This window comes from Streptomyces nojiriensis (assembly GCF_017639205.1).
Taxonomy (GTDB): Bacteria; Actinomycetota; Actinomycetes; order Streptomycetales; family Streptomycetaceae; genus Streptomyces; species Streptomyces nojiriensis.
This window is the reverse complement of the sequence record NZ_CP071139.1, coordinates 6,656,591-6,677,936: the sequence shown is the minus strand read 5'-3', so window position 1 is coordinate 6,677,936 and position 21,346 is coordinate 6,656,591. Positions and strand designations below refer to the sequence as shown.

The following is a 21,346-nucleotide window of genomic DNA, read 5'->3' as shown; positions in this document are numbered from 1 at the left end:
GGGACGTACCACCCGAATGCCGACTAGTGTTTTCCCCGTGGACGCGGTGGGGGGAGAACGCAGCTGATGAGCCGTCGAGCGGGCAGCGGACTGATCGGGAACTGGGCGGAGGCCCAGCGCCGGCAGCAACAGACGCAGCTGGTCCAGCAGCGGGAGGCCGAGCGCCGGCAGCGGGCCCACGAACGGGACGCGAACCGGAGCCACCGGCAGTACCGCGAGGCCGAGGCCCTGCGGCGTACCGCGCAGCTCGACGCCGAGGTCGAGGCCCTCAAGTGCCTGTTGGCCGCGGGCTGCCGGGCACCGGCGTTCCGGATATCCGCCCTGGCCCGGCCCGACCGGCTGCAGCCCTTCGACCCCGGTGCCCTGGCGCACCCGGTGCCGATGCCCCGCATCGAGGATTTCCAGCGGCAGAGCAGCGGCTGGACGCTCGGGTCGAACCAGCGTGCGCAGGCGGAGCGGGAGGCGCACGCCCGCTACACCCAGGCCTGGCAGGCCGCGAACGCCGCGGAGGCGCAGCGCCGGCAGCAACTGGCCGCGTACCAACAGCAGTACGACCGGTGGGCGGCCGAGCAGCTCGCGGGGATGCGGGCACACGACGGCGGGCTCACCGAGCTGGCCGACGCGCTGCGCGCGGGTGACGCCGAGGCGGCGGTGGAGTACTTCTCGGCGGCCCTGTACGCCTCGACCGCCTGGCCCGAGGGGCTGCCGAGGCAGGTGGCGGCGGCGTACGATCCGGCCGCGCGCCAGCTGGTGCTGGACTGGGAGCTGCCCGGGTACGCGGTGGTCCCGGAGGCCCGGGCGGTGCAGTACCTGCCGAGCACGGACCAGGACAAGGTGAAGCCCCGCCCGGTCACGGAACGGCGGGCACTGTACCGGGACCTGCTGGCCCAGTGCGTGCTGCTGGTGGTGCGCGAGCTGTACGCGGCGGACGAGTTCGGCGTACTGGACTCGGTCGTGGTGAACGGCTTCGTGGACTGCCACGATCCGGTGACGGGCCAGGAGGCGCGGTTCGTGCTCGCCACGGTGCCGGCGGCGCGCGGCGCCTTCGCCGGGCTGCGGCTGGAGCAGGTCAGCGCGGTGGACTGTCTGGTCTCGGGGCTCGGCGGGCTGCTGTCGGCGCGGCCCGACCAGCTGACGGCGGTTCGCCCCGGGCGCCGGCCCGACGAGGTCGGCGGGGATGTCGTCAGCCACGGCGGGTACACGGGCGACGCGGACGAGGACGAGCCGGATCTCTTCGCGATGGACCCGATCGCCTTCGAGAACCTGGTCGCCGAGCTGTTCCGGGCGATGGGCATGGAGGCGGTTACGACGCAACGGTCGGGCGACGGCGGGGTCGATGTGGAGGCGGTGGACCCGGCGCCGATCCGGGGCGGGCGGATCGTGGTGCAGGTCAAGCGCTACCGGAACACGGTGCCGCCGACGGCCGTGCGTGATCTGTACGGCACGGTCCAGGACAAGGGGGCGAACAAGGGGGTGCTCGTCACCACCGCGTCCTTCGGCCCCGGGTCGTACACCTTTGCCAACGGCAAGCCGCTGGAGTTGGTTCCCGGGACGGACCTGGTCGAGCTGCTCCACCAGTACGGACTGCGTGGCCGGCTCGGCGGCGGCGGCGCCGCGCCGCCCGCGCGGCGGGCGGCGGCCGAACCGGCTCCCCCGGCCGACCACAACGTGCTCGGCATGTCCTGGTCGGGTTCGGTGGCGCTCGACGTGTGCGCGCTCGTCTGCACGGGCAACCGGGTGCTGAGCGAGGAGCACTTCGTCTTCTTCAACAACCCGCGGACCCCGGACGGTTCGGTACGGGCCCGCGCGCACGCGGCGCCCGACAAGGCGGCGCTGGAGGTCTCCTTCGACGCCCTGCCGTCGCAGGCCGACCGGCTGGTCCTCGTGGCCGCGATCGACCCGGAGGTCGACCCCCACGCCGACCTCGCCGGCTTCACCGACGCCCACATCCGGCTGCTGTCCGCGGGCGGCGAGGAACTGGGCCGGCTGGACGTCTCCGACGGGCGCGCCGGCGAGACCGCCCTGGTCCTCGGTTCGTTCCGGCACCGCTCCAACGGCGACTGGGACTTCGTGATCGGCGGCAAGGGCTACCGGGGCGGCCTGGAGGACCTGCTGGGCGAGTTCGGGGTCGAGGTCGCCTAGGCCGTCTCGTCCGGAGTGAGGGTGGTGACACCCTCAGGTCTCGTCCGGGCCGGTCCCGGGAAACTCGTGCCCGGGCTCCGCGGGCCGGGCCACGTACCGCAGTACGCCCCACATGCTCTCGGGGCGCGCCTCGTGCGGGGCCGGTTCGCGGCAGGCCTCCAGCTCGCGCAGCAGGCCCGGCCCGTCGGTGCCGGAGCCGATCAGGACGAGCCGGCTCAGGCGTGCCTCGCCCCGCCCCCAGGGCCTCGGGGCGAAGCGGAGGAAGCGGCCGACCGCGTGGACCTCGTAGCACTCCTGGTGCCCGGGTACGCCGAAGTGGACGAAGCCCTTGATCCGGTAGAGCCCGGCCGGACGCCGGTCGAGGAAGTCGATGAACCGGCGCGGGGACAGGGCCTGCTCGGAGGTGAACTCCGTGCTCTCGTAAGCGGCGTGCGCGTGGCCGCAGCGGTCGTGGCCGTGCTCGTCGCCGTCGGCCTCCGCGAGCAGGTCCTCGAAGGAGAGCTGCCCGCGGGTCTCGGTCCAGGGCCTGCGGTCGAAGAGCAGCTCCGGGTCGATCCGCCCGTGGTCGGCGCCGACGACGGGGGTGCCCGGGGCGCAGAGCACGGCGAGCTCCCGCTCGATCCGGGCCCGCTCGGCCGCGTCCACGCGGTCGGTCTTGTTGAGTACCACCAGGTCCGCGACGGCGAGGTGGCGGTCGGTCTCCGGGTGTCTGGTCCGGGTGGCGTCGAATTCGGCGGCGTCCACGACCTCCACCATCCCGCCGTAGCGGATGGCGGGATTCTCGCTGGCCATGAGCATCCGGATCATCTCCTGGGGCTCGGCCAGTCCGCTCGCCTCGATGACGATCACGTCGATGCGGTGGGCGGGGGCGGAGAGCTTCTCCAGGTACGCGTCGAGTTCGCTGCCGTCGACGGCGCAGCACAGGCAGCCGCCGCCGAGGGAGACCATGGAGTCCCCGACCTGTCCGGCCACCGACATCGCGTCGACCTCGATCGATCCGAAGTCGTTGACGACGACCCCGATGCGGGTGCCCCCGCGGCCGGCGAGGAGGTGGTTCAGCACGGTGGTCTTGCCGGATCCGAGGAAACCGGCCAGGACGACGACGGGGATGGGCTGCCTGCTGTTCACCCGGTCGATCGTAGCCAGACTCCGTCAGTGCAGGGGCGGCACCGTGTGGGGCGGGGTGGGGCCGGTGTACCGGGCGGCCGGCCGGATGATCTTCGAATCGGTGGCCTGCTCGAGGATGTTCGCGCTCCAGCCGACGACGCGGGCCGCGCAGAACGTCGGTGTGAACATCTCGCGCGGGAGCCCGCAGAGCTCCATGACCACGCCCGCGTAGAACTCCACGTTGGTGTGCAGCTCCCGGCCGGGCTTCAGTTCGGCGAGGATCTCCTCGACCTGGCGTTCGACCTCGACGGCGAAGTCCACGAGGGGACCGCCGAACTGGAGGGCGATCTCGCGCAGCATGCGGGAGCGGGGGTCCTCGGTGCGGTAGACGGGGTGCCCGAAGCCCATGATCCGGTCGCCCGCCAGGACCCGCTCGCGGATCCACGGCCCGATCCGGTCCACGGTCCCGATGGCGTCGAGGGTGTCCAGGGCCCGGCTGGGGGCACCGCCGTGCAGGGGGCCGGAGAGGGCGCCGATCGCCCCGGTCAGGCAGGCGACGACATCGGCGCCGGTGGAGGCGATCACCCGGGCGGTGAACGTCGAGGCGTTGAAGCCGTGGTCGACGGTGGACATCAGGTACCGCTCGACCGCGCGGGCCCGGACCGGGTCGGGTTCCCGGCCGGTCAGCATGTAGAGGTAGTTGGCGGCGTACGGGAGGTCCTCGCGCGGCTCCACCGGCTCCAGGCCCTGCCCCAGCCGGTGCAAGGCCGTCAGCAGGGTAGGGACGGCGGCGCAGGCGGCCAGCGCATCGGCGGCCCGGCGGCCGGGGTCGAGGTCGTAGACCGGCCGGAAGCCGGCACAGGCGCCGAGCAGCGAGAGCGCGGTGCGCAGCCCGGACAGGGGGCCGGAGAGCCGGGTGGCCCGGGCCAGGGCCGGCAGGGCGTCCCGGACCTCCTCGGGCAGGCGGCGCAGGGGGGCGATCTCGGCCGTGAAGGCGGCGCGCTCGGCGGCGTCCGCCGGGAGCGTGCCGCGGAACATCAGGTGCCACACGTCCTCGAAGCTGCGGGTGGCGGCGAGCTCGACGGCCGAGTACTGGCGGTAGTGGTAGAAGCCCTCCCGGCCCCGGACGTCGCCCAGCCCGGTTTCGGTGACCACGACTCCCGCGAGGCCGCGGGGTACTTCCAAGGTGGTGTTCATGGATCGACCATCCATGATGGATTCAATCGCTGTCAATATTGATTGACTCAACACATCCATCTATCTGTAGGGTGTTCGTCATGAGCGACCAGACGGACAGCGGGCGCAGGCTCAGCACGCAGGAGGCGGCCCGTGCACTCGGGGTGAAACCGGCGACGGTCTACGCGTACGTCAGCCGGGGCCAGCTGAGCAGCCGCCGCGATCCCGCCGGGCGGGGCAGCAGCTTCGACGCCGCCGAGGTGGAGGCCCTGGCCCGGCGGAGCCGGCGCGAGGCGGCGGCCCCCACCGGGGAACTGTCCGTCCGTACGGCACTCACCCTCATCGAGCCCGACCGGTACTACTTCCGCGGCGTGGACGCCGTGGAGCTGGCCTCCCGGTACCGCTACGAGGAGGTCGCCGAGTGGCTCTGGACGGGCACCCTCACGCCCGGGGCCCGGTTCACCGCGCCCCCGCAGACCCTGGAGGCGGCCCGGCGGGCGGTGGCCGCGCTGCCGGAACACGGCGGCCCCATCGACCGGTTGCGGGTGGCCGTCGCCGCCGCCGCGGTGGCGGATCCGCTGCGCTTCGACCTGTCCGAGGAGGCGGTACTCGGCTCCGCGCGCGCCCTGATCCCCACGCTGGTCGGCGCGCTGCCGGCGGTGGGCACGGCCCGATGGGCCGGGGACGGCCGGATCGCCCGGCAGTTGTGGTCACGGCTGACGGAGCGGGAGCCGGACCCGGACGCGCTGGCCGTGCTGGACCTCGCGCTGGCCCTGCTGGTCGACCACGACCTGGCCGCCTCGACCCTGGCCGTACGGGTGGCCGCCTCCGCGCGGGCCCATCCGTACGCGGCGGTGTCCGCCGGGCTCGGCGTCCTGGAGGGCCCGCTGCACGGCGCGGCCGGACGGCTCGCGCACCGGATGCTGGTGGAGGTGCTGGAACAGGGCGGGGCCGCGCCGGTGGTGGCGGAGTACCTGCGGGCGGGACGGCGGGTCCCCGGGCTCGGCCACCGGCTGTACCAGGGCGAGGATCCGCGCGCACGGGTGCTCTTCGCCCGGCTGGAAGCGCTGGAACAGGCCGGTCCGGCGCTGGGCGCGGCACGCGAGGTGGCTGCGGTGATGGCCCGGCAGGGCGGGCTGCACGCCAATGTGGACCTGGCGCTGGCCGTGCTGACGGTGTCGTGCGGGATGCCGGCCGAGGCCGGGGAGACGGTCTTCGCGGTCGCCCGTACGGCGGGCTGGATGGCGCACGCCCTGGAGGAGTACCAGGAGCGGCCGCTGCGGATGCGGCCGAGCGGGCAGTACCACGGGCCCCGCCCGCCCCGGCCGATGCCGTGACGGGCCCGCCCCGCCCGGACTCCGGCCCACCCCGCCGGGGCTCAGGCCCACCCCGCCGGGGCTCAGGCTCACCCCGCCCGGGCTCCGGCCCCTGACGTCGGGCGGCTGGGGGCGTCAGGCGGCTCCCCACGGGCTGTGCCACCGCTCGGCGATGGCCGCCGCGCGCGCGAAGTGGCCGGCGGCCTCGTCCTCGCGGCCCAGCAGCACGGCCAGCTCGCCCAGGGTGCGGGCCACCGGGCGGACCGCCACGGTGAACCCGGAGGAGGGCGGCGGGGCGTCCCGGTAGGGCAGCAGGGCCGCGTACAACTCCTCGGCGCCCGCCCGTTCCCCGAGCATGACCAGGGTCATCGCCCGGAAGGTCGCGAAGACCTTGAAGAAGTAGTCCGTCCGCAGCGGTCCCGCCCGGTCGAGGACTTCGCGGGCCTCCCGCTCCTCACCCGCGGCGGCCAGCGCGACCGCGAGCAGGTCCCCGGCCGGCGGGCCGAAGGCCGCGTACACCTGCCGCAGCCACGGCAGCGACTGCGCGAGCCGCCCCTGGCTCACCCGCAGCGTCGCGATCGCGACCGCCAGGATCCCCTCCGCGTGCGGGGATCCCTGCCGGGCCATCCGCGCGGCCGCCTGCCGGTAGAGGTGCTCCGCCTCCTCGAACCGCCCCTCGACATGGGCCCAGGTCGCCTCGACCGTCTCGCCGACGGCGCCCGGTCCGGGCATCCGGTAGGTCCGCGCGAACCGTGTCCAGCGTTCCACGAGCCGGCGGGCGCCGGCCACTTCGCCCTCGGCGGCCAGCGCCGTGGAGCGGACGAACATCCCGTACCACTGGTGGCCGGGGAGCTCGTGCGCGGCGCCGATCCGTTCGAGTTCGCCTCCCAGCGCCGCGCGTTCGGGCCATTCCAGGTCGGCGTCGAGTTCCTTGGCCAGCGCCGCGAGCGCCCCCGCCCGCAGCGCGGGGTCCCCGGTGCCCTCCGCGAGGGCGAGCGCCTCGCGGGCCGCCGCCCGTACGCCCGCCACCTTGGCGTCGGACAGCTCGGCGGCGTACGCGCCCAGCAGCCCGCACCGTACGGCGGGTTCGTGTCCGGGCCGCGCCAGCAGGCGCTCCAGCAGCTCCACCACCGGTCCGTCGACCACGCCGTAGGGCCGCGTCTGCCACGGCGTCGGCTCGGTCCATGCCGTGAACGCCGCGATCAGCAGGTCGTCCCGGCCGGCGCCGACCGCGCGGTCGATCGCCGTACGCCGGGTCGTACGGGCCGCCATGACCGCCCCCGCCCGCACCTGGGCCCGCACCAGCCGGCCCAGCAGCTCGGCGCGCTCGGCGTCCCGGTCGCCGCCGGACCCCGCGGGCACCCGCTCGAAGCACTCCACCGCCTCGGCGAGCAGCGCGGCGGCCACGTCATGGGCGAACCGGCTCTCTGCGAGCCGGGCGGCCCGCAGGCAGTACGCGACCGCCTTCGCCGCCGTCGCCGAGGAGGCCGCGCGTACGTGGTGGTGGGCCAGCGCGGAGACGTCGTCCGGGGCGAGCCGCTCCAGGCAGGCCGCGATCCGGCCGTGCATCCGCGAGGAGCGCAGCCGGCTGAGGTCCGCCAGCAGGGTGTCGCGTACCAGCACGTGGGCGAACCGGACCCGCCCGGGCTCGGGCTCGGCCAGCAGCCCGGCGAGCAGCCCGGCCTCCAGGGCGCCCAGTACCCCGTCCTCGCCGGTGTCCGCCGCCCCGACCAGGACCTCGACGCCGCACTCCCGGCCGGCCACCGCGGCCAGGCGCAGGACGCCCACCACCGCCTCGGGGAGACGTCCGAGCCGCCGACGCAGCACGTCCCGTACGCCCTCGGGCACCTCGGACAGTGCCACGAGCGAGCCCTCGCTGCCCAGCAGCCTGGCGCTCTCCCGGACGTAGAAGGGGTTGCCTCCCGTGCGTTCGGCCAGCGCGGTCATGACCTCCGCGTCGACCTGCGGGCCGCCCACGGCACGGACCACCTCGGCCACGGCCTCCTCGGTCAGGCCGCGCAGCGCGATCCGGGCCGGTGCACGCCGTGCCAGTCCGGCCAGGGCGTCGTCGAGCGGGCCGTCCGTGTCCTCCGGCCGGTACGCCCCCACGAGGAGCAGCGCGGTACCCGGGGCGAGGTCGGCCGCGCCCGACAGCAGCGCCAGTGTCTCGGCGTCGGCCCAGTGCAGGTCGTCCAGGACGACGGCGACGGGCCGCCCGCCCGCGGCCTCCCCCAGCCACCGGCCGACGGCGCGGTGCAGCCGGAACCGCCCGGCGGCGACGTCCTCGCCGAGGGGCGCACGGCCGGTGACGGGAGCGCCCTCGGCCAGCAGGGGCGCCAGCGCGGCGGCCACCGCGGGCCCGGGCGGGGCGGTCGCCGCGACGGCGCGCAGTGCTTCGACCCAGGCCCAGGCGGGTGGCGCGCCCTCGGCGTCGGTGGTGCGCCCGAAGGCGACGAGCCAGCCTTCGGCGCGGAGCCGGTCGCCGAGGGCGTGCAGCAGCGCCGACTTGCCCATCCCGGCCTCGCCGGTGACCAGTGCGACGCCGGGGCCGGCCGTGCGGGCCCGGTGCGCCGCCACCGTCAGCCGCTCCAGTTCCTCCTCGCGCCCGACGAACAGCTCGGCCCCGGTGGCGGCCAACGCGCCGGACACCTCAGGCGCACGCGGTACGGGCTGCGCATGCGGCACAGGCTCCGGTGGTCGCGTGGCCTCGCGCAGCACCCGGCCGTCCTGGGCCAGCACCGCCTTCTCCAGCTCGACCAGGGCGGCGCCGGGATCCAGTCCCACCTCGTCTGCGAGTACCTTCCTGGCCCGGCGCAGCACCGAGAGCGCGTCGGCCTGCCGGCCCGCCGCCCACAGTGCGAGGGCGTGCAGCCGCCAGGCCTCCTCCCGCAGCGGCTCTTCCCGGGTCAGCAGCGCGGCCTCGGCGACCGCCCCGGCGATGTCGCCGCCGCCCCGCAGCCCGGCGGCGATGCCGAGTTCGCGGGCGGCCAGCCGCAGCTCGCCGAGCCGCATGATCTCGGCGTGGGTCCACGGCTCGTCGGCCGTCTCCGCGTACGCCGGCCCCTGCCACAGCGCCAGCGCCTCGCGGAGCAGGGCTCCGGCGGTGTCCGGCTCGGCGTGCAGGGCCTCGCGGGCCCGGCCGAGCAGCCGCTCGAAGCGCCAGGCGTCGACGGCGTCCTCGGGAAGCCGCAGCGCGTACCCGGGCGGCGTGCTCACCAGCAGCCGGGCGGGAGTGCGCGGGGCCCGGCCCGGTTCGAGGAGGCGGCGCAGGTTGGAGACGTACGCCTGGAGCGAGGCGACGGCCCGGGCGGGCGGCGCCCCCTGCCAGAGCTCCTCGATCATCCGGTCGACGGACACGACCCGGCCGCGCGCCGATACGAGCAGGGCCAGTACGGAGCGCTGGCGGTGGCCGCCGAGCGGGATCGCCTCGCCGTCCCGCTCGGCCGCGAAGGAGCCGAGTACGCGTATGTGGACCATGACTCCACCAACGTACGCCGCATCGGTCAACTCCGGCCCGCCCTGGGCCGGATGACGTGACGGAACCTTCCAAGTACCTTCCAAGAGCCCTCCATGTGCCGACGCCGAGTCTCTTCCCATGAAGACGACGCTGCCACTGACGGCACGAGCACCGCGATCGCAGCGGAGCACGGCCCGGCCGAACACCCACGAGATGGTGGTCATCCACCGCGGCCTGCGCCGCGAGGCGCGCCTGCTGGTCGAGCTGATCGCCGCGGTGGCCCCCGGCGACACGGCGCGGGCGCGGCTCCTCGGGGACCACTTCCGCGACTACCGGCTCGGTCTGACGGGCCACCACCACGGCGAGGACGCGTACCTGTGGCCCCCGCTGATGGCCCGGGTCGACCTCGAAGCGGATCTCGTCCTGCGCATGGAGGCCCAGCACGAGCGGGTGGCCGCGAGTCTCACGGCCGCCGAGGAGGCGCTGCCCGCCTGGGAGGGCCGGGCCGGGGAAGCCGAACGCGACACGCTCGTGTCGGTCCTCGCCGAGCACCGGACCGTGCTGCTGGAACACCTGGCCGACGAGGAGGAATCGCTCCTGCCGCTCGCAGCCCGCCACCTGTCCGCGTACGAGTGGGACCGGCTGGGCGAGCACTTCCTGACCAGCACGCCCAAGCCCAAGCTGCTGTTCTTCCTCGGGATGGTCCTGGAGGACGCCGACCGGGCCGAGCGCGCGTCGATGCTCGCCGCGCTGCCCCTCGCCGGGCGCCTGCTGTGGCACACCGTCGGGCGTCCCGCCTACGTCCGCCGGATGCGGGCCGTCCGTCGCGCCACCGCTGCGCGCTGATCCCCCCTCCCTCCGCCGCCCCTCTCATCCACCTTCAGGAGACCTCCCATGCCCCTCAAGCACCTCGCCACCGCCCTGGCCGCCACCGGCGCCGCGTTCATCGTGTACGTCGGGCTCAGCTACCTGCTCGCACCGCAGGCCACCGCCGCCGGCTTCGGGCTGCCGACCTGGCCGCAGCACGAGGGCGCCGCCTTCCTCGCCGTCAAGGGCGTACGCGATGTCGCGACCGGCCTGGTCATCTTCGCCCTCCTGTTCACGGGCCAGCGCCGGGGGCTCGGCTGGGCGATGGCGGCGATCACCTTCGTCCCCGCCGGCGACATGGTGGTCGTCCTCGCCAACGACGGAGCCGCGGCTCAGGCGTACGGGGTCCACGGGGCCACCGCCCTCGCCGTCGCCCTGACCGCGGGCCTCCTGCTGCGCGAGCGTCCGGTCCCGGCCGCCCACGCCGCCGCCGAGCCGGCCCGGGCCTGACCACCCGCCCCGCCCGCCCCTCACCAGCTCCCTCTCCCCCTCCCCCTCCACCAGGAGAAGACGACATGTCCCTGATCGTGCCTTCCTTCGACGAATCGGTGATCGTGCGCTCGGCCGAGGCCGAGACGATCGGCGCCGCCCCGACCACCGTCCGGCTCCTCGCCGACAGCGGTTCCACCGGCGGCGCCCTGTCGACCCAGCGGGTGAGCCTGCTGGACGGCGCCGACGGGGCCGCGCCCCACCGCCACTCCCGGTCCGCCGAGCTCTTCTACCTGCTCGACGGCACCGCGCAGTTCCTGTCGGGCGACCAGGTGGTGACCGCGGAACGCGGCGACCTCGTCATCGTGCCGCCCGGCCTCGACCACGCGTTCGCCGCCCCGCCCGGTGAGAACGCCGACATCCTCATCGTGATCACGCCGGGCATCGAGCGGTTCGAGTACTTCCGCCACCTGGAGCGGATCGCCTACGGGAAAGTGCCGCCGGAGTCCCTGCTGGACGTCCAGGAGCTCTACGACACCTACTTCACCCGCAGTGAGGTGTGGAACACGCTCCGGGCATGACGGGAGTGGGGTACCCGACAAGCCGGGCGTAAGCATTCCGCTTGTGCCGGTGCCGACCTACCGTTGCTGCCCATGCGGTTCCCCCTCATGAGCGCTCGGCGCCTCGGGCTGCCCAGACGGGCCGTCTCCCAGATCCTGCTGACCCAGCTGGCCATCGCCGCCGGGGTCGCCGTACTGGCGACCGGACTGTTCCTGGCGCCGCTGAGCGCCCAGCTCGACGACCAGGCCATGCGGCGCGCCCTGGCCATCGCGCAGAGCGCCGCGGCCGACCCCGCGCTGGCCGCCGGGGTCCTGAGCTCCGAGCCCTCCGCCGACAGCCCCGTGCAGTCCTCGGCCGAGCGGATCCGCCGGGCCACCGGAGCCGAGTACGTGGTCGTGCTCGACCTGGACGGCATCCGCCGCTCGCACCCGAGCGCCGACCGGATCGGGCTGCCCGTCTCCACCGACCCGAGCGACGCCCTGGCGGGACGCGAGGTCATGGAGATCGACGAGGGCACCCTGGGCCGCTCCGCCCGTGGCAAGGTCCCGCTCCTCGCGGCCGACGGCGAGATCGTCGGCGCCGTCTCGGTCGGCATCGCCTACGACAGCGTCCGCGACCGGCTGCTCGGCGCGATCCCCGGTCTGCTCGCCTACGCGGGCGGCGCCCTGGCGGCGGGCGCCCTCGCCGCCTACCTGCTCTCCCGACGGATCCAGCGGCAGACCCGCGATCTGGCCTTCTCCGACATCGCCGGCCTGCTCGCCGAGCGCGAGGCCATGCTGCACTCCATCCGCGAGGGCGTGATCGCCCTGGCCCCCGACGGCAGGATCCGGCTGGTCAACGACGAGGCCGCCCGCCTGCTGGGCCTGGCCCCGGACGCCACCGACGACTGTGCGGGGCGCCCGCTGGAGGACGTACTGGGTGCGGGCCGCACCGCGGACGTCCTGTCGGGCCGTGTCACCGGCCGGGACCTGCTCACCGTCCAGGGCCCCCGGGTACTGGTGGCCAACCGCATGCCCACCGAGGACGGCGGCGCCGTCGCCACCCTGCGCGACCGCACCGAGCTGGAGCACCTGGGCCGCGAGCTCGACTCCACCCGGGGCCTGATCGACGCCCTGCGCGCCCAGGACCACGAGCACGCCAACCGCCTCCACACCCTCCTCGGCCTGCTGGAGCTGGGCCTGCACGAGGAGGCGGTGGAGTTCGTGACCGAGGTCGCCGGCGTGCACCGCACGACGGCCGAACAGGTCACCGAGAAGGTCCAGGACCCGCTTCTGGCCTCCCTGCTGGTGGGCAAGGCGGCCGTCGCCGCCGAGCGCGGCGTCCCCCTGCGGCTGGCCGGCTCCACCCTCCTCCCCGACCGCCTGGTGGACCCGGGCGGCCTCGTCACGATCCTCGGCAACCTCGTGGACAACGCCCTCGACGCCGCCGCGGGTTCAACGGCACCCCTGGTCGAGGTGGAGCTGCGCGCGGAGGGCCGCACCGCCGTGCTGCGGGTGCGCGACAGCGGTCCCGGGGTGCCCGCCGGGCGCCGTGAGGAGATCTTCACGGAGGGCTGGTCGACCAAGCAGCCCAAGGCCCACCGCGAGCGCGGGCTGGGCCTCGCCCTCGTACGCCGCCTCGCGGAGCGGCAGGGCGGCAGCGCCCGGGCCGGCGAAGCAGCGGACGGAGGGGCGGAATTCTCCGTCGTACTCCCGGAGGCCCTGCGGTGAACGAGACCCCGATTCACGTATTGGTCGTCGACGACGACATGCGTGTTGCCCGGATCAACGCGGCGTACGTGGCAAAGGTTCCCGGATTCCTGGTGACGGCGCAGGCCCATTCGGCCACCGAGGCCCTGGAGTTCCTCACCTCACATCCGGTGGACCTCGTCCTCCTGGACCACTACCTCCCCGACGAGAACGGCCTGGACCTCGTCCGGCGCCTGCGCCAGCTCGGCCACCGCACCGATGTGATCATGGTCACCGCGGCCCGCGACCTCGCCACCGTGCAGGCCGCCATGCGCCTCGGCGCCCTGCAGTACCTGGTCAAACCCTTCACCTTCACCGGACTGCGCAGCCGGCTGGAGGCGTACGGGGCCCTGCGCCGCACCCTGGACACGGGCGGTGAGGCCGAACAGGCCGAGGTGGACCGGATCTTCGGCGCCCTCGCCGCCGCGGGATCCCCGAACGAGCTCCCCAAGGGCCACTCCGCCACCACCGCGGAGCTCGTCCGCCAGGTGCTGCGGTCCGCCGAGGGCCCCTTGTCCACCCAGCAGATCGCCGACCGCGCGGGCATCAGCCGGCAGACCGCCCAGCGCTACGTCAAGCTCCTCGAACGCACCGCCCGGGTCAGCCTCGCCCTGCGCTACGGCGAGACCGGCCGCCCGGAACACCGCTACACCTGGCTCCCGTCGGAGGGACCTGCCTGACGGCGGCCTGACACCCGGACACCCGGCCGCCCGGAACACCGCTCCGGTCCTCAGACCGCTCCGGCTCCGGTCAGGGAGCGGACTTCCGTCTCCGCGTGCTTGGCCTCGTCCGCCTCCTCGCCCGAGGTGACGGTGCCCAGCCAGCCCGCCAGGAAGCCCAGCGGGATCGAGACGATCCCCGGGTTCTGGAGCGGGAAGTACTGGAAGTCCACTGCGGGGAAGAGGGATTCGGCGCTGCCCGACACCACCGGCGAGACCAGCACCAGCAGCACCGCCGGAATCAGGCCGCCGTACACCGACCAGACGGCTCCCCGCGTGGTGAAGCCGCGCCAGAAGAGCGAGTACAGCAGCACCGGCAGGTTGGCCGAAGCCGCCACCGCGAAGGCCAGCCCCACCAGGAACGCCACGTTGAGGTCCTGGGCGAGCAGCCCGAGGGCGATCGCGACGGCCCCGATGCCCACGGCCGCGCCCCGGGCCACCGCGACCTCGCTGCGCTGCCGGGCGTGCCGGCGCTTGAGGGAGGCGTACAGGTCGTGTGCCACGGAGGCCGAGGAGGCCAGGGTGATGCCGGCGACCACGGCCAGGATGGTGGCGAAGGCGATGGCGGCGACGAAGGCGAACAGCACCGCGCCCCCGGTGGTTTCGGCGCCCCCGCCGAGGAAGGCCGCCAGCAGCGGAACGGCCGTGTTCCCGGAGGCGTTGGAGGCCCGTACCTCGTCCGGTCCCACCAGCGCGGCCGCCCCGAAGCCGAGCACGATGGTCATCAGGTAGAACCCGCCGATGAGCGCGATCGCCCACACCACCGAGCGGCGGGCCGACCGCGCGGTGGGCACGGTGTAGAACCGCGACAGGATGTGCGGCAGCCCGGCGGTCCCGAGGACCAGCGCGAGACCGAGGCTCATGAAGTCGATGCGGGCGGTCCAGTCCCCGCCGTACCTGAGGCCGGGGCTCAGGAACGCCCGGCCGTGCCCGCTGCGGTCGGCGGCGCTGGTGAGCAACTGGTCGAAGTTCCCGTGGAAGCGCAGCAGCACGAGCACGGTCAGGGTGATCGCGCCGCCCATCAGCAGCACGGCCTTCACGATCTGGATCCACGTGGTGGCCCGCATCCCGCCGAAGGACACGTAGACCACCATCAGCGCGCCCACCCCCACCACGGTGAGGGTCCGGGCAACGGTGCCCGAGTTCCCCAGCAGCAGGCCGACCAGACTGCCCGCGCCGACCATCTGCGCGATGAGGTAGAGGACGGAGACGACGACCGAGGAGATGCCGGCGGCGATCCGCACCGGACGTTCGCTCATCCGCGCGGCGATCACGTCGGCAAGGGTGAAGCGCCCGCAGTTGCGGACCAGTTCGGCGACGAGGAACAGCACCACGAGCCAGGCCACGAGGAAGCCCACCGAGTACAGCAGCCCGTCGTAGCCGAAGAGGGCGATCAGGCCGGAGATGCCGAGGAACGAGGCCGCGGACATGTAGTCGCCGGCGATGGCGAAACCGTTTTCCATCGGGGAGAACAACCGCCCGCCCGCGTAGAACTCCTCGGCCGACCCGTGCCGGTTCCGGCTGACCCAGGTGGTGATGCCGAGGGTCACGGCGATGAAGAGGCTGAACAGGATCAGCGCGAGGGTCTGGTGTTCGGTGGTCACCGGCCGGCCCCCCTCGCCCGCGTCCGCTCCTGGCCGCGTTCCTGCTCGAACACGGTCCAGCGCAGATCGAGCGCGGCCCGGTCCCGGCGCAGCCGCGCGTGCCGGGCGTAGGCCCAGGTCAGCAGGAAGGTGCTGAGGAACTGGCCGAGGCCCGCCAGCATGGCCACGTTGACCGCGCCGACCACGGGCCGGGCCATCAGGCCGGGCGCGGCGGTGGCGGCGACCACGTAGGCGACGTACCAGAGGAAGAACCCGGCGGTGGCGGGGACGACGAACCTGCGGTAGCGGGTGCGAACCTCCTGGAAGGCGGCGCTGCGCTGCACTTCGAGGTAGATGTCGGATGCGCCGGGCGCGGGGCGTCCGCCACCGGGGGCCGGGGCCGGCTGGGACGTTTCCTCACCCTCGCCCCACCCGACGGCCAGGGCGTCGTACCAGGGGTCGTCCAGCCGGATCGTTCCGGTATCACGACCTTCGTGCTTGTCCACCGAACTCTCCTTGTCCGCCGCCGCAGTGGCCGCGTGCCCACAAGGATGTGCGGAATGGGGCTTTCCGGACTGGTGTACCGACGCTCTTCACTCCAACAGGTGATGGAGTGAAGAGCGCCGGTATGCCGTGGTGCGTTCGGTGTCGGTCTCCGCCGGGGCCCGGCGGCACCTGGATCAGGCGTCGATGCGCGAGCGGTCCAGGGTCGCCGCGGAGCTCGTGATGAACTCCTTGCGGGGGGCCACCTCATTGCCCATGAGCAGGTCGAAGACCTGCTCCGCCGAGTCCAGGTCGCCGATGTTGATCCGGCGCAGGGTGCGGTGGCGGGGGTCCATGGTGGTCTCCGCCAGCTGGTCCGCGTCCATCTCGCCGAGGCCCTTGTAGCGCTGGATCGAGTCCTTGTACCGGATGTTCTTGCGCTGGTACTCCAGCAGGGTCTGGCGCAGCTCGTTGTCCGAGTACGTGTAGACGTACTTGTCCTGGCCCTTCTTCGGCTGGACCAGCTCGATCCGGTGCAGCGGGGGCACGGCCGCGAAGACCCGGCCGGCCTCGACCATCGGTCGCATGTACCGCTGGAAGAGCGTGAGCAGCAGGCAGCGGATGTGCGCGCCGTCGACGTCGGCGTCCACGAGCAGCACGATCTTGCCGTACCGGGCGGCGTCGATGTCGAAGGTCCGGCCCGAGCCGGCTCCTATGACCTGGATGATCGCCCCGCACTCGGCGTTCTTGAGCATGTCCGAGATCGAGGACTTCTGGACGTTGAGGATCTTGCCGCGGATGGGCAGGAGCGCCTGGAATTCCGAGTTCCGGGCGAGCTTCGCGGTGCCGAGGGCGGAGTCTCCCTCGACGATGAAGAGCTCGCTGCGGTCCACGTCGTCGCTGCGGCAGTCGGCCAGCTTGGCGGGGAGCGAGGAGGTCTCCAGCGCGGTCTTGCGACGCTGCGCCTCCTTGTGCTGACGGGCCGCGATCCGGGTCCGGGCAGCCGCGACGATCTTCTCCATCACGGCGCGGGCCTGCTGCTTGTCGTCGCGCTTGGTGGAGGTCAGGAAGGCCTTGAGCTCCTTGGCGACCACGGCGGCGACGATCCGGGTGGCCGCGGAGGTGCCGAGCACCTCCTTGGTCTGGCCCTCGAACTGCGGCTCGGCGAGACGGACGGTGACGACGGCCGTCATGCCCTCCATCGCGTCGTCCTTGACCACGTCGTCCTCGGCGACGCGCAGCAGCTTGGCCGAGCGCAGGACCTCGTTGACGGTCTTGGCGACCGAGCGCTCGAAGCCGGAGACGTGGGTGCCGCCCTTGGGGGTGGCGATGATGTTCACGAAGGACTTGACGTTGGTCTCGTACCCCGTGCCCCAGCGCAGGGCGATGTCCACGCCGAGCTCGCGGGTGACCTCGGTGGGGGTCATGTGGCCGCGGTCGTCGAGGACCGGGACGGTCTCCTTGAAGGTGCCCGTGCCGGTCAGGCGCAGGACGTCGCAGACGGCCTTGTCCTGGGCGAGGTACTCGCAGAATTCGCTGATGCCGCCGTCGAAGCGGAAGGTCTCCTCGGTCTTGCCGGCTCCGTCGATGCCGCGCTCGTCGCGGACCACCAGGGTCAGGCCGGGGACGAGGAAGGCGGTCTGGCGGGCGCGCTGGTAGAGCGTCTCCAGGTTGAGCCGGGCGTCCTTGAGGAAGATCTGGCGGTCGGCCCAGTAGCGGACCCGGGTGCCGGTCTTCCCCTTGGCGATCCGCTTGGCCTTGCGGAGGCCGTTGGCGGGGTCGAAGGGGCTGTCGGGGCCCTGCTCGGTGAACATTCCCGGAACGCCGCGCCGGAAGCTGATGGCGTGGGTCGCGCTGTTGCGGTCGACCTCGACGTCGAGGCGGGCGGAGAGGGCGTTGACCACGGAGGCGCCGACGCCGTGCAGGCCGCCGGAGGCCGCGTACGAGCCACCGCCGAACTTGCCGCCGGCGTGCAGCTTGGTCATGACGACCTCGACGCCGGACAGGCCGGTCTTGGGCTCGACGTCCACGGGGATGCCGCGGCCGTTGTCCCGGACCTCGACGGAGGCGTCCTCGTGGAGGATCACCTCGATGTGGTCGCAGTAGCCGCCCAGGGCCTCGTCGACGGAATTGTCGATGATCTCCCACAGGCAGTGCATGAGGCCCCGGCTGTCGGTGGAGCCGATGTACATGCCGGGGCGCTTGCGGACGGCCTCCAGCCCTTCGAGGACGAGCAGGTGCCGCGCGGTGTAGTTGGAACCGTCCCGGTCTGCTCCGGACAGCAGCGCGCTGGAAGGCACGGACGTGTCGGCGGTCACGCAGTTCGCTCCTCGCTGAATTTCTTTTCTGGCCCGGTCGGGCGCAGGGGTGGCTCGGGTGCCGCTCGAAGGGTACCGAGGCCAGGTAGAGCCGATGCAACGCCACCCTCGCCCATTCCTCACCCTAGTCCAGATCCGCACGGATGTTCGATCCCCCGCGCGGGTGAAGGAAACATCACGTTCCCTTCCGCGCATGAACCATTTAGGGTTCGGGCACGTCCTCATGAACAACCTGGCACTCACGCTGGGGGAGGATGGAACTGCAACAAGCGCACGACTGACAACGCGAAACCGTAAAGCAACGCAATACGGCTCCTTCGCCGCCAACCGGCAACAGCCGGCCAGCTTCGGAAGGAAGTTTCGAGGAAAAGCCGCGAGCGGGAACGTTTTCGGCCTGGTTGGATGTTGACCCTGGTACGACAGCTCGTCGAGCTAGAGAAGAGGCGACGTGACTACTGTTCTGACACCCGCGACCCCGCTGACGGCCGCTGACCGATGCGACCGTTGCGGCGCCCAGGCATATCTGCGCGTCGTCCTGCTGAGCGGCGGTGAACTGCTCTTCTGCGCCCACCACGGGCGCAAGTTCGAGCCGGAACTCAAGAAGATCGCCGCGGAAATACAGGATGAGACCGAGCGGCTCACGTCCGCTCCGGCTGCCAATGCCGAACCCGAGGACCGCTGACACAGGCCTGCACCTCGCATCCGACGAGCCAGGACCGGCCAGGCCGGTCGACGGGCGGCACCCCTGAGACCCAGGGGCGCCGCCCGTCCTCACATCCGCGACCCTGCGGCTAACGCGTGCGATGCCCCTGTACGGGCCCTGCGTGCGGCCCGGAGGCCCCGCGGGCACCCCACCCGATGCCCTGGACCTTCCCGGGCTGCGCGCCCGTCTCCGGGGCCAGCACGAAGTCGACCAACGGGGCGATACGCGTGTAGACCCCTGGGCTGTCGGCACGGCCGCAGCCCCGGCCCCACGAGACCAGCCCGATGAGACGCCCCTGCGCCACCAGCGGTCCGCCGCTGTCCCCCTGGCAGGCGTCCTTGCCGCCGCCGCTGTCCCCCGCGCACACCATGGACTCCGCGCGGTACTGCCCGTCCGCGTCCCCGGGGTAGGCGCGCTCGCAGACCTGGTCCGCCAGCACCGTCACCCCGGCGGCACGCAGCCCGTACGCGTAGTCACCGAAGCCGCTCGTGTCGCCCCAGCCGTACACCGCCGCCCCGGTGCCGGCCGCGTAGGCGGGATGCCCCGCCGCCGCCATGGGCAGCACGTAGTGGGCCGGTACCGACTCGGCCAGCTCCAGAACGGCGAGGTCCCCGGCATTGCTCGCCGGGTCGTAGGCTGGGTTCACCCTCGCCCCGCGCACCGCGATCTCCAGGCCCTCGGCCGCCCGGAGCTCCGTACGCCCGGCGATCACCCGGAAGTCGGCCACGGATTCGACCGGACCGCCCAGCACCTGGCTGCCCAGGCAGTGCGCCGCCGTCAGCACCCTGGTCGGGGACACGACCACGCCTCCGCAGAACTGCCCGCCCCGCGTACCCCCGAACCGGTCACGGCTGGCGAGGGCGACGACCCAAGGGCTGTCGGCCACCTTCACCGGCTTCCCGCCGATCACCACACTGTCCGCGGCCGCCTGCGGCACCTGGGCGAACGGCGCTGCGGCCGCTCCCGCCGCCAGGGTCAGCGCTCCCGCCAGAGCACGGGCAAAGGGACGACGCATGAGGCCTCCTGACTCCGAGTGTGCATTACTCCACCCAGAGTGGGTCGCCCGGTGGCCGAGCGCACCCGCGCGGCCACCGTCGCCCTGTCGCCCCCGTCGGCTTCCGGCAGCGCCGAGCGCCGCCGGAAGCCGCCCGGTCAGTCCAGGTAGTCGCGCAGCACCTGGGAGCGGGACGGGTGCCGGAGCTTCGACATCGTCTTCGACTCGATCTGGCGGATCCGCTCACGCGTGACCCCGTAGACCTTGCCGATCTCGTCGAGGGTCTTGGGCTGGCCGTCCGTGAGGCCGAAGCGCATCGAGACCACGCCGGCCTCGCGCTCGCTCAGGGTGTCGAGCACCGAGTGCAGCTGCTCCTGCAGCAGCGTGAAGCTCACGGCATCGGCCGGCACGACCGCCTCGGAGTCCTCGATGAGGTCACCGAACTCGCTGTCGCCGTCCTCGCCGAGCGGCGTGTGCAGGGAGATCGGCTCGCGGCCGTACTTCTGGACCTCGATGACCTTCTCGGGGGTCATGTCGAGTTCCTTGGCCAGCTCCTCCGGGGTGGGCTCGCGGCCCAGGTCCTGGAGCATCTGGCGCTGGACGCGGGCGAGCTTGTTGATGACCTCGACCATGTGCACCGGGATGCGGATGGTGCGTGCCTGGTCGGCCATGGCGCGCGTGATCGCCTGCCGGATCCACCACGTGGCATAGGTGGAGAACTTATAGCCCTTGGTGTAGTCGAACTTCTCGACCGCGCGGATCAGACCCAGATTGCCCTCCTGGATCAGGTCCAGGAAGAGCATGCCGCGGCCGGTGTAGCGCTTGGCGAGGGAGACCACGAGGCGGAGGTTGGCCTCCAGCAGGTGGTTCTTCGCACGGCGGCCGTCCTCGGCGATGATCTCCAGCTCGCGCTTGAGCTTGGGAGCCAGCTTGTCGGAGTTCGCCAGTTTGTCCTCGGCGAACAGACCCGCCTCGATGCGCTTGGCGAGCTCCACCTCCTGCTCGGCGTTGAGGAGGGGGACCTTGCCGATCTGCTTGAGGTAGTCCTTGACCGGGTCGGCGGTGGCGCCGGCGACCACGACCTGCTGGGCGGGGGCGTCGTCCTCGTCGTCGGAGATGACGAAGCCCTTGTTCTCCCCGCCCTCCTCCTCTTCCTCGGCCTCGGCCTTGACGGCGTCGGGACCCTCGTCCGCGCTCTCGTCCTCGCCCGCCTCGTCCGCGTCCTTCTTGGAGGCGGTCTTCTTCGCCGCCGTCTTCTTGGCGGCGGCCTTCTTGGCGGGCGCGGCCTTCTTCGCAGCCGTCTTCTTCGCCGCCGTCTTCTTGGCGGCGGGCTCCGTTCCGGTCTCTCCCGCGAGGGCGTCCACGATCTCCGGGTCCGCCGCCCCGGCTGCCGGGACCGCGGTGGCCGCGGGCTGCGCTGCCGTCGTCCTGGCCGCCGTCTTCTTGACGGTCTCGGTGGCCGTCCGCTTGGCCGGGCTCTTGGCTGCGACGCTCTTGCGGGTGGTGCGCTTGGGCGACTCCGCGGCACTGACCATCAGCGTCACACCCTCTTCCTCGAGGATCTGGTTGAGGCTGCGCAGAACATTCTTCCACTGGGTCGCAGGAATCTGGTCAGCCTCGAAGGCCCGACGCACGTCATCGCCGGCGATCTGCCCCTCGGCCTTGCCCCGCTCGATGAGCGCCATCACAGACTCGGAATCGGCGATCTCCGGCGGGAGCGTACGGGATGTGCTGGCCGACACGAACAACCTCTCGGAACGATGG

Annotated in this window: 16 protein-coding genes; 8 read left to right on the top strand and 8 right to left on the bottom strand. The window is 73.0% G+C overall.

The genetic code is table 11. The features are described from left to right. The first annotated feature begins 66 nt into the window (after positions 1 to 66). Positions 67 to 2,142: a restriction endonuclease gene (locus tag JYK04_RS31070; protein WP_189738904.1), complete on the top strand. Its 2,076-nt coding sequence runs from the start codon at positions 67 to 69 to the stop codon at positions 2,140 to 2,142. A 33-nt stretch (positions 2,143 to 2,175) separates the two neighbouring features. Here JYK04_RS31070 and JYK04_RS31065 read toward each other — a convergent pair whose 3' ends face one another. Together JYK04_RS31065 and JYK04_RS31060 are read right to left on the bottom strand one after the other, a co-directional pair. Further along, on the bottom strand, positions 2,176 to 3,270 hold the full coding sequence (locus JYK04_RS31065; protein ID WP_189738901.1) for a CobW family GTP-binding protein: 1,095 nt from the start codon (positions 3,268 to 3,270) through the stop codon (positions 2,176 to 2,178). 24 nt (positions 3,271 to 3,294) lie between these two features. Further along, complete coding sequence (locus tag JYK04_RS31060) at positions 3,295 to 4,461, bottom strand: citrate synthase/methylcitrate synthase (protein ID WP_189738898.1); 1,167 nt, start codon at positions 4,459 to 4,461, stop codon at positions 3,295 to 3,297. 65 nt (positions 4,462 to 4,526) lie between these two features. Between JYK04_RS31060 and JYK04_RS31055 the strand changes: the two genes are divergently transcribed. Next, on the top strand, positions 4,527 to 5,762 hold the full coding sequence (locus JYK04_RS31055; protein ID WP_189738895.1) for a citrate synthase: 1,236 nt from the start codon (positions 4,527 to 4,529) through the stop codon (positions 5,760 to 5,762). 114 nt (positions 5,763 to 5,876) lie between these two features. On the opposite strand, the gene JYK04_RS31050 is transcribed toward JYK04_RS31055, so the two are convergent. Beyond that, a complete protein-coding gene (locus JYK04_RS31050; RefSeq protein ID WP_189738893.1) occupies positions 5,877 to 9,218 on the bottom strand; it encodes an ATP-binding protein in 3,342 nt (1,113 codons plus the stop codon). A gap of 118 nt (positions 9,219 to 9,336) precedes the next feature. Between JYK04_RS31050 and JYK04_RS31045 the strand changes: the two genes are divergently transcribed. The 5 genes from JYK04_RS31045 (at position 9,337) to JYK04_RS31025 (ending at position 13,462) form a co-directional block, all read left to right on the top strand. Then, the gene (locus JYK04_RS31045; protein ID WP_202185920.1) at positions 9,337 to 10,044 is read left to right on the top strand and encodes a hemerythrin domain-containing protein; all 708 of its coding nucleotides are present in this window, start codon (positions 9,337 to 9,339) and stop codon (positions 10,042 to 10,044) included. Between the two features lie 48 nt (positions 10,045 to 10,092). Then, positions 10,093 to 10,515, top strand: a complete 423-nt coding sequence (locus JYK04_RS31040; RefSeq protein WP_189738889.1) for a DUF4267 domain-containing protein — start codon at positions 10,093 to 10,095, stop codon at positions 10,513 to 10,515. A gap of 65 nt (positions 10,516 to 10,580) precedes the next feature. Next, entirely contained in the window at positions 10,581 to 11,075 is a 495-nt protein-coding gene (locus JYK04_RS31035) for a cupin domain-containing protein (protein ID WP_189738886.1), read from the top strand. A gap of 87 nt (positions 11,076 to 11,162) precedes the next feature. After that, positions 11,163 to 12,764: a sensor histidine kinase gene (locus tag JYK04_RS31030; protein ID WP_229875474.1), complete on the top strand. Its 1,602-nt coding sequence runs from the start codon at positions 11,163 to 11,165 to the stop codon at positions 12,762 to 12,764. A gap of 38 nt (positions 12,765 to 12,802) precedes the next feature. Then, entirely contained in the window at positions 12,803 to 13,462 is a 660-nt protein-coding gene (locus tag JYK04_RS31025) for a response regulator (RefSeq protein WP_229875627.1), read from the top strand. A 50-nt stretch (positions 13,463 to 13,512) separates the two neighbouring features. Here JYK04_RS31025 and JYK04_RS31020 read toward each other — a convergent pair whose 3' ends face one another. From JYK04_RS31020 to JYK04_RS31010, 3 genes are all read right to left on the bottom strand, one after another. Beyond that, complete coding sequence (locus JYK04_RS31020; protein WP_189738877.1) at positions 13,513 to 15,105, bottom strand: solute symporter family protein; 1,593 nt, start codon at positions 15,103 to 15,105, stop codon at positions 13,513 to 13,515. Next, positions 15,102 to 15,590 carry a DUF485 domain-containing protein gene (locus JYK04_RS31015; RefSeq protein ID WP_189738873.1) on the bottom strand — a complete coding sequence of 163 codons (489 nt, stop codon included), beginning with the start codon at positions 15,588 to 15,590 and terminating at the stop codon, positions 15,102 to 15,104. The genes JYK04_RS31020 and JYK04_RS31015 overlap by 4 nt, the downstream gene beginning before the upstream one ends. Before the next feature lie 174 nt (positions 15,591 to 15,764). Next, entirely contained in the window at positions 15,765 to 17,885 is a 2,121-nt protein-coding gene (locus tag JYK04_RS31010; protein ID WP_189738869.1) for a DNA gyrase/topoisomerase IV subunit B, read from the bottom strand. A gap of 448 nt (positions 17,886 to 18,333) precedes the next feature. Between JYK04_RS31010 and JYK04_RS31005 the strand changes: the two genes are divergently transcribed. Further along, positions 18,334 to 18,567, top strand: a complete 234-nt coding sequence (locus tag JYK04_RS31005) for a DUF7455 domain-containing protein (RefSeq protein ID WP_030016583.1) — start codon at positions 18,334 to 18,336, stop codon at positions 18,565 to 18,567. Between the two features lie 109 nt (positions 18,568 to 18,676). On the opposite strand, the gene JYK04_RS31000 is transcribed toward JYK04_RS31005, so the two are convergent. Both JYK04_RS31000 and JYK04_RS30995 read right to left on the bottom strand, forming a co-directional pair. After that, positions 18,677 to 19,603: a serine protease gene (locus JYK04_RS31000; RefSeq protein ID WP_189738866.1), complete on the bottom strand. Its 927-nt coding sequence runs from the start codon at positions 19,601 to 19,603 to the stop codon at positions 18,677 to 18,679. A gap of 137 nt (positions 19,604 to 19,740) precedes the next feature. Continuing rightward, complete coding sequence (locus JYK04_RS30995; protein WP_189738863.1) at positions 19,741 to 21,330, bottom strand: RNA polymerase sigma factor; 1,590 nt, start codon at positions 21,328 to 21,330, stop codon at positions 19,741 to 19,743. Positions 21,331 to 21,346 lie beyond the last annotated feature (16 nt).